Origin of the sequence: Paenibacillus algorifonticola, from assembly GCF_000971975.1 — a bacterium.
Classification (GTDB): Bacteria; Bacillota; Bacilli; order Paenibacillales; family Paenibacillaceae; genus Pristimantibacillus; species Pristimantibacillus algorifonticola.
Genome location: NZ_LAQO01000070.1, coordinates 1 through 9,031, shown reverse-complemented (window position 1 = coordinate 9,031; position 9,031 = coordinate 1). Strand labels below are relative to the sequence as shown.

The window sequence follows — 9,031 nt, the reverse complement described above, 5'->3', positions numbered from 1 at the left end:
CTATTATTAGGCGTTCCTTAATGCTGTGTCCACTTTTTATTCTAGCTACATCCTGTCCGCTTACGGCCTCAAATCGTCTCAAAATCCAAAATAGCGGAACCTCAGTCCTTCAAAAAAGGAGGTAGCGTGTCCCGAGCTGTGTGGAGTCCCTGCAACACTCGCATGCTGCGGTTCCTTAAGCCTTGAACCGTCAGATGAGATTGGCCTCGGATAAGCGCTAAGCAAGGAGTAGCAGCCCGATTCTGGTTTGCACACACCCTAGTTGAACTTGTAAGAAACACCTGTTAAGCTTTCTGAAATATTCCATAGCCGGTTTGAAATATCGGCGTCATATAGCTTATTAATGATTTCGTCACTCTTAGGATAACCTTTCCTGCCGCCTCTGCCATCCGGGGCAATATACTCCCCGCCCTTGATTGTCGGTTCTGTAGCAGCATACAAGGTAGGCAAGGCCCCCATATGTGCTGGCTGACTTACGAAACCTGCAAGTATACTCATCAATTTATTGGTCTGTTTGCCTGAACCGAAGGAGAATAAGTTCGTATTCGATATTCCAGGATGACAGGCTACGCTTGTCGCATCTAAATGATTGGAACGAAGCTTGTTTTGGAGCTCTTTGGCATACATGAGATTTGCCAATTTGCTTTGTCCATAAAATTTGATAGCACTATATCCCTTGGAACCGTCTAAATTATCAAAATTGATAGCGGCATTATGAGCAGCTATACTGCTTACGGTAACTACTCTCGAATTTGGGGTAGAAATAAGCTTTGGCAAGAGCAGGCCTGTCAGTGCAAAATGGCCCAAATGGTTTCCGCCAAACTGTGATTCAAAGCCATCCTTGGTCAAGCGATGAGGTGGAATCATAATGCCTGCATTATTGATAAGAATAGATAGGGACTCGTATTGATTCATAAAATCGAATGCGAACGCCCTGACGCTATTCAAATCACCAAGGTCAAGCTGCATCGGTTTAACATTTGCACCCGGATAGATCGACTTTATTTTGCCTGCTGCCTCGCTTCCTTTCTCCATGTTCCGAACAGCCAGTATAACCTTTGCCTTTCTTGCAGCAAGTGCTACTGCTGTTTCAAAACCTAACCCGCTATTCGCACCTGTAATAATGACTACTTGATCTGACACATTCGGGATGCTGTCTTTGGTCCAAACTGCGCTCATTTTATATGCACTCCTTTTCTATTGTTTATAACAGCTTGTTTAAAAGAGCAGCCATTGTCTGCATTTCTTCCAGTGTCATCTTATTAAACATATTTTCCATGAGTCGATTAATTTCTTCTTGCGCTGTGGATAAGATGTCTTTGCCTGAATCGCTGATTTCCAATTGCACCACTCTGCGGTCCCGATGGCTCTCTGACCGGATGATATAACCGTCATCAAGCATCTTTTTAGTAAGAAGCGTTATGCCGCCCGTCGTTATGTTCAGGTCCTCAGCCAGCTTAGAGGGTCTTTGCGGACCTTTGTCATTTAATATCCCAAGTATTCTAATATGACTTTTTGAAAGCCCCACTTGATTGTTTTGATTCCAATCCTTGATCCATTTCCGCTCCAATATCTCGAAGGTTCGAAATAACTTGAGGTAGTACTCGAGTTTCAAATTCTCCATTTCCACCTGCACCCTCTCTACACCTCAATCTGTCTTATATATATCTTATAACTAAGCTATATTTAAGTCAAATATGAATAGACGATATTCGTCCAATCCTTTGCTCGAAATGCTGGCCTATAGCACGCTATTGTTGCAGGTGCTTTCGAGGTTAATTTAGAAGAAAATGACTCATTTGGATTAAAAATTGATGTCATCAAAACGAAATTATAAGCACAGCTGGTGTTGTGAACATGTCCTATGTCTATTACAATATAATATGTTCTCAACTTAGTTACAGAAAGGAATTTGGCAATGAACAACAATTCCAACTATCAGGTCTTATTGTATTATAAATTTGTTGCTATCCCCGATGCGGAGCAATTCGCAGCCGAACATCTGGCTTACTGCAAGGAGTTAAACGTGCGAGGCCGCATTCTTATTGCGGACGAAGGCATCAACGGCACGGTTTCCGGTACGATTGAGCAAACCGAGCAATACATGCGAGACCTGCGCTCCAATCCGTTATTTGCCGATATCGTATTTAAGATCGACGAAGCCGATCAGCATGCATTCCCAAAAATATTCGTCCGTTACAAAAAGGAGCTCGTTACTCTCCGCTACGACAAACCGCTTGATCCCAATACGCTTAGCGGCACGCATCTGTCTCCCAAAGAGTTCCACGACTATTTGCAAAGGGAAGACGTCATTGTGCTTGACGGCCGAAGCGATTACGAATACGATCTCGGACATTTCCGCAATGCGATCAGGCCCGATCTCAAGACCTTCAAGGAATTTCCAGAATGGCTTCGCGCCAATATGGCGGATATGAAAGACAAGCCGATCATCACTTACTGTACCGGCGGTATCCGTTGCGAGAAGCTGACTGGCGTCATGTTAAGCGAAGGCTTCAAGGACGTCTATCAGCTCGATGGCGGCATAGTCACCTATGGCAAAGACGAGGAAGTTCAAGGAAAGCTTTTCGACGGCAAATGCTATGTGTTCGATGAGCGGATTTCGGTGACCATTAACCGCACGGATGAAGCTGTCGTCGTCGGAAAATGCTATCACTGCGAAGCGCCGGCGGAAACGTACATTAACTGCGCGGATGATACCTGCCACCGGCAGCATATTGTGTGCCCGGACTGCGAGGAGTCCCATCACGGCTTCTGTTCTCTGGAATGCGAGGAGCATGTGACAAGCGTTTAATGGGTGCTGATTATAAAAAAACTCTCTTTCCTTTGCCATTAAACGCAAAAGAAAGAGAGTTTTTTGTTTATGTTACGATACGGCTACTCCCACTCGATCGTAGCTGGCGGTTTCGACGTTACGTCGTAAACGATACGGTTGACGTTGTCTACTTCGTTTACGATACGTACCGAAATTTTCTCCAGCACATCCCAAGGGATACGCGCCCAGTCAGCTGTCATACCGTCAATCGACGTAACGGCGCGGATGCCTACGGTGTAGGAATACGTGCGGGCATCGCCCATAACACCTACGCTCTTCATGTTCGGAAGCGCAGTGAAGTATTGCCAAATTTCGCGGTCGAGACCAGCCTTGGCAATTTCATCGCGGAGAATCGCATCCGACTCGCGTACGATCGTCAGCTTCTCTTCGGTTACTTCGCCAAGCACGCGAATTGCAAGTCCTGGACCTGGGAACGGCTGACGCCATACGATGGCATCTGGCAAGCCACATTCCGAACCAACCTTACGAACCTCATCCTTGAACAGCGCTTTAAGCGGCTCCACAAGCTTGAACTTAATGTCTTCCGGCAGGCCGCCGACATTGTGGTGGGACTTGATCGTTTGGGCTGTGGCTGTACCGCTCTCTACGATATCTGTATACAGCGTGCCTTGCGCCAAAAATTCAAAGTCATCGAATTTATCCGATTCTTCTTGGAAAACGTAAATGAACTCGTTGCCGATAATTTTACGTTTTTGCTCAGGATCGTCAACGCCCGCAAGCTTGCTCATAAAACGCTCTTGTGCATCGATTTTGACAACTTTCATATCGAATTTGCCCACGAACGTTTCCATAACGCCTTCTGCTTCGCCCTTGCGGAGCAAGCCGTGGTCAATAAACATGCAAGTAAGCTGATCGCCGATCGCCTTGTGCAGCAAAATCGCAACAACGGAGGAATCTACACCGCCGGAAAGGGCGCATAGCACCTTCTTGTCGCCAACCTGATCGCGAATATCGCGGATTGTATCCTCAATGAACGTCTCCATCGACCAGTTGCCGTCACAGTCGCAAATGTTATAGAGGAAGTTGCGAATCATTTCATTGCCGAATACAGAGTGACGAACTTCCGGATGGAATTGCACCGCATAGAAATGCTTGTCCAGGTTGCTCATTGCTGCAATTGGAGCATGCTCCGTGCTTGCGTCAACGTTGAAGCCTGCTGGCGGCTCAACTACGAGGTCGCTGTGGCTCATCCATACGGTCTGGCGAGCGTCGAGGCCTTGCGTCAAACGGCTTTCCGGCGTAAAATCAACCTCTGCTTTGCCGTATTCCCGTTTGCCTGCACGCTCTACTTTACCTTGCAATTGATGCGACATCAGCTGCATGCCGTAGCAAATGCCAAAGATCGGAATTCCCAGATCGTAGATTGCCGGGTCAACAAGCGGCGAGTTCGTTTCGTATACGCTGGCTGGACCTCCTGAGAACACAATCCCTTTCGGCTGAATTTCACGAATGCGCTCAACCGATGTATTAAATGGCAGCAACTCGCTGTATACGCCCAAATCACGAATGCGGCGTGCGATTAGCTGATTGTATTGTCCTCCGAAGTCCAGAACAATGATGATTTCATTTGGCTTGTTCATTACCGAGCCTCCCTCAATTAATGTAGTAATTATATATAAGGCGCTTTGAGCGAGTCAAGGCTGAGCGACGATAATCCGTTTTTTTTAAAGGAGAAACGCCTCATATGGATAAAATAGGAATTATACAGACGTTAAAAAGGACCTTCCATGCCGGAAGGCCACCCTATAAAGATTCTGCGTTGCTTTAAGATTTAACGAGTGCCTGGAGCACATCGTCCAGCTTCATGCTGTCCGCTGTTGGTCCATTCAGCATCCAATGTCTCGCTGATACTTTGTACACTTTTCCATTTTTAACGGCGGGGATCTCCTGCCATACTTTCATTTTCTCGATTTCATCCAGTTCAGTCAAAGCCGTCTGGGCTTCCTCCTCCGAATCAAACGATCCGCCAACCGTCACAAATAAATGGTCAGCCATTATTTCAGGCAGCTTCTCCAGCGACTCGCCTACTCCCCAAATGCCCTTTTCTTCCCTCTGCTCCAATTCCACGACAGATGCATCCATAGCTAAGCCCACATCCTTGTAGACAAGGCTAGTATAGGCAAACGCCGGGAAAAAGACTTGCACATCGCTTCGAGACGGGCGAATAAAAGCGACGGAATTATTGGCGCCTACTGCCTTCGCAACGGCTTCTTTGGTTTGCTCCAGCTTCTCATTGTAAGCATCAATGACCGATTGGGCTTGCTCTTCCCGATCAATGACTTTACCGATAGCTGCCATGGATGTTTTCCAGTCACCGCGATCGTAAACGATCGTTGGAGCGATTTTGCTCAATTTTTCATAGCTTTCTTTATCGGTCGGCAGCAAATGCGCCATAATCAAATCCGGCTTCGAATCCAAAATAGCCTCATAGTTCAAGCTGTCTGGCGTGTAAATGGCCGGAATGTTTTTTTCCTGCAGCGTTTCATATAAATATTGGCCCTTCATCGCTTGTGCCTGCACAATAGGTGCGTCAAGCGCCAGCAAAATATCTTCTAGGCCACTTACCGCTATTCGCTGCGGGTTAACCGGAATTGCCGTCTCGCCCATTACATGCTGCACAACCTTCGTTTGCGGCGCCTGCTGCACTGCGCTGTTTTCCCCCGTTGCCGATGCTTCTGCCGTTATGGAGCGATCATTTACAGCTGCGGAGCCTGCACAGCCACTGAACAATAGAGCCATGCAGAGCAGCATAACAGCAGCCACCGACAATTTTAATTCCTTATACATTGTTAAATCTCCCTCTCCAACTAGTTGATAATTATTATCACTGTAATTGTAGCTGTGGGTTGGATGGGGGACAATGGCTTGTCCTGAACGATGGAATGGATTATTCTGAACTAGTTTGCCGCCTGCGGCTCTGGATCGGAAGCGAAGCGGCGGCAGTCCGGTATGCTTTTTGAACACACGGCTAAAATAATACACATCCGGATAGCCGATGCTCGCCGCAATTTCCTGCAGCGTAGCTTGCGTGTCCGAAAGCAGGTGCCTAGCGTGATCCATGCGGACTTTAATCAAATAGTCGTTCGGCGTCGTTCCCAGTTGTTTTTTGAATAAACGCGACAAATAGCTGGCGCTGCATCCTAGCAGTCCGGCCAAAGCTTCAACCGAAATTGGCTCCGAGTAGTTGTTTTCGATATGGCGAATCGCTTGCCACACCAGATCTGGCCGAATCGCGGCAATTTCCTGGGCCGTAAGCTGGCCCATCAGCTCATGCACAAACTGATAAAGCAGCCCCTTCGAACCCAGCTTGTCCAGCACGCTTAGCTTGCCCCAGCTTTCTTCCATTCTCCGCACAATCGTATGCAGCGCAAGCGGGTTTTGAGGAGCAAAGCCGTATTGAATTTGAAACGGATTGCTGTGCTCCATTAAATGCTGAAGCTTTCGATTGCCTTGACCAGCCAAACTTCCTTTATAAAAAATCATAACGTATTCGAGTACATCCGCTGATGGGAAAATGTTTAGGCACATCCCCTTGCCGCCATGCAGCAGATGAAACCGCTGGGCGGCATAATTCGTCCCATCCAGCGTCACCTGCGCCCGTCCGCGCGTTACCCAAATAAAACCGCTGGATGGCAATAAATAGCTGCGCAGCTCTTCATTTTTTCCCAAAGCAACATGCCTGATATCAAGCAATTTTACCGTCGCTTCATGCCACAGCAGCAGGTGGTCATTCCAATTCGTACGATTCATTCGATTCACTCAATTCACATCCCGATACAGATAAGCGTTACCTGTCCTTTGAACCTCTCATGATTAAAGTCACGAGATTCTTGGGTCGTCCCTTCTAACGAAGAGAAATTTACCAAGCTAACCCTGTCGTTCCGACAGTTTGTGTAAGGATTACACAGCAAGAAGTCTTTTGCCTTCGGCAAGAATGTTCAGGCTTGCGTTAAAGTCTCGGTCGTGGTGCGCTCCACATGCGGGGCAGTCCCATTCTCGCAACTTTAAGTCTTTTACCTCTTTGTGCTTATAGCCGCAGCAGGAGCATAGCTGCGAAGATGCGAATGTTTTACCCACAGCCACTACGATGCGACCATACCACTTCGCTTTGTACGCTAGCATGGAGCGAAACATCGACCAGGAAACCTCGCTAATGGCCTTGGCTAACTTATGATTCTTGACCATTTTGGCTACCTGCAAATCTTCAATCGCAATGATGTCGTGGTTTTTGACAACCTGCGTTGAAATCTTGTGTAAGTAGTCCGTACGAGCATTCGTGATTTTCTCATGAATACGCGCTACTTTGATGCGTTGCCTGTTCCAATTGCTGCTGCCTTTCCGCATACGCGAAAGTTTACGCTGTGCCCTTGCCAGCTTTTCTTCCAGTCTGCGAAAGAATTTAGGGTTGCCAACGACTACGCCATTGGATAGAATGGCAAAATCTTTCAAGCCAACATCAATTCCCACTTCTTTGCTTGTTTTGGGCAACTCATGGATGCCCACTTCCGCAAGCACAGATACAAAGTATTTGCCGCTTGGATTGCGTCTAATCGTAGCGTTCAGGATGCGTCCTTCCACTTCACGACTTTTAGCCAATTTCACAAGTCCAAGTTTAGGTAGCTTGATCTGATTATCGACCATTTCTATATTTCCATTCGTGTAGTTGGTTTGGTAAGACTGTACCGGATTCTTTTTACTCTTAAACTTAGGCGCATCGTTTTGTTTTTTGAAAAAGCGATGGTAGGCATCATTCAAACTTCTCAGCGCATTTTGCAAAGAAAATTTGTCCGGTTCTTTCAACCAGTCTACCTCTTGTTTTAGTTTGGTGAGTGCAGCAGAACATGCACCATAAGTTAAACCTTTTCCTGTCTCTTTGTAGGTGTCGCTCCATAGGGCAAGAAAATGATTAAACACATATCGAGTGCATCCAATCGTCTTGTTAATGAGTGTTGCTTGTTCTGGCGTGGGGTAAAGGCGGAATTTGTAAGCTTTATTTACGAGCACTGTTTTTCACCTCACTTTCTGATTTTGAATATACGTTCTGATCTGTGCCTCTGTATGTTCGCTTACAGTTGCAACAAAATAAGAAGGACTCCAAAGATGGCCTCCCCACAATTTCGGTTTAATCGTTGGAAACTCTTTAAGCAAAAGTCTCGCGGAAACACCTTTTCATGCTTTCATCATACTTGGTATTGAATGCAATCTGAACAAGAAATTCTTTTAGTCTTACGTCTATTTCTTCGGCAAGAATCTTGTGTCGGTACTTTACGTACTATACTATTGGTACTGAATGGACATAGAAATAACCACGACCGTGCTTTATTTCTGACATCTAGCCACCTCTAACTACAGAATAACAGATGTCAGTGTTATTTCCCTATAGAAACCTTGATACTAAAGAGATTGTTGTAATAGTTACCTAGACATGTGTCGGATAGTTAACGTGGCATTTACCACGACCTATCCGAAGTTTTCTAACTCACGACTGAAGTCACGAGTTTGCGAGAACTATTCATCAAGCACCATTTTATTATAGTTGAAAATGGTTCTCATCACTAACATTTTTGTCTGTGCGTCGTTTGAGCTTAGGGAGCTCGTGGGATGCCCGGGATGGTTGGGGAACGGTGAGGTAGGGTGAGGTAGGGTGAGTAGGGTGATGAAAAAGAAGAAGCAAGCAGTCGCATTTTTAGTGGACTGCCTGCTTGTTTGGAGATGCGGAGCAAGCTGGTGGAGCTGGCTTGCTCGGGTTGTTTATGTGCGCCGCGCGGAATGCCTGCGGGCGCATAATAGGGCGGCCGCTGCCGATAGCTCCTCCGGCAGCGGCGCTTGCCAGGCACGCCGCGGTCCATACCGGGCGGCGTCATCCCACGTGACGAAGCGCTGCAAGGCTTCGGCCTGGGAGGCAGGCAGCAGAGCGGCTTGCGCTGCTGCGTATTGCCTTGCTGTTTGCTGCGGCTGCCTTTTGGCTACGCAGCGGTCCAGCTGTGGCCAGATTGCCGCCGATACTGCGGCAAACTGCTTTTGGACGCCGGCGCTGCTAGCCGGCGCTCCGCCGCGGGAGGCGGCGCTGTAGCGGCGCAGCGCCAGCCGCAGGCGCAGCCGCCTTTGCTGCGCCGCAGCGAAGAGCACGGCTGCCAGCGCCAGCGCAGCCGCGCCTGCGGCGCCTTTAGCGGCGGG

At 47.6% G+C, this 9,031-nt stretch carries 7 protein-coding genes and 1 pseudogene; 2 read left to right on the top strand and 6 right to left on the bottom strand.

Annotated features, from left to right (window positions below; genetic code table 11):
• Positions 1-258: 258 nt before the first annotated feature.
• Positions 259-1,179 carry an oxidoreductase gene (locus tag WH37_RS32795; protein WP_046234879.1) on the bottom strand — a complete coding sequence of 307 codons (921 nt, stop codon included), beginning with the start codon at positions 1,177-1,179 and terminating at the stop codon, positions 259-261.
• A 25-nt stretch (positions 1,180-1,204) separates the two neighbouring features.
• The gene (locus WH37_RS32790; RefSeq protein WP_046234878.1) at positions 1,205-1,624 is read right to left on the bottom strand and encodes a MarR family winged helix-turn-helix transcriptional regulator; all 420 of its coding nucleotides are present in this window, start codon (positions 1,622-1,624) and stop codon (positions 1,205-1,207) included.
• A 294-nt stretch (positions 1,625-1,918) separates the two neighbouring features.
• Here WH37_RS32790 and trhO point away from each other — a divergent pair, with 294 nt between their 5' ends.
• Positions 1,919-2,812 carry an oxygen-dependent tRNA uridine(34) hydroxylase TrhO gene (gene trhO, locus WH37_RS32785; RefSeq protein ID WP_046234877.1) on the top strand — a complete coding sequence of 298 codons (894 nt, stop codon included), beginning with the start codon at positions 1,919-1,921 and terminating at the stop codon, positions 2,810-2,812.
• Between the two features lie 83 nt (positions 2,813-2,895).
• Here the strand turns inward: trhO and guaA are convergent, their stop codons facing one another.
• The 4 genes and pseudogenes from guaA to WH37_RS35200 all read right to left on the bottom strand — a co-directional run bounded on the left by guaA (position 2,896) and on the right by WH37_RS35200 (position 8,186).
• Positions 2,896-4,434: a glutamine-hydrolyzing GMP synthase gene (guaA, locus tag WH37_RS32780; protein ID WP_046234876.1), complete on the bottom strand. Its 1,539-nt coding sequence runs from the start codon at positions 4,432-4,434 to the stop codon at positions 2,896-2,898.
• 184 nt (positions 4,435-4,618) lie between these two features.
• The gene (locus tag WH37_RS32775; RefSeq protein WP_046234875.1) at positions 4,619-6,604 is read right to left on the bottom strand and encodes an AraC family transcriptional regulator; all 1,986 of its coding nucleotides are present in this window, start codon (positions 6,602-6,604) and stop codon (positions 4,619-4,621) included.
• Between the two features lie 150 nt (positions 6,605-6,754).
• A complete protein-coding gene (gene tnpB, locus WH37_RS32770) occupies positions 6,755-7,858 on the bottom strand; it encodes an IS200/IS605 family element RNA-guided endonuclease TnpB (protein ID WP_046234874.1) in 1,104 nt (367 codons plus the stop codon).
• A 6-nt stretch (positions 7,859-7,864) separates the two neighbouring features.
• Positions 7,865-8,186: pseudogene (locus WH37_RS35200) on the bottom strand (transposase).
• 324 nt (positions 8,187-8,510) lie between these two features.
• On the opposite strand from WH37_RS35200, the gene WH37_RS36910 reads away from it, so the two are divergent.
• Positions 8,511-8,927, top strand: a complete 417-nt coding sequence (locus WH37_RS36910) for a hypothetical protein (protein WP_231594468.1) — start codon at positions 8,511-8,513, stop codon at positions 8,925-8,927.
• Positions 8,928-9,031 lie beyond the last annotated feature (104 nt).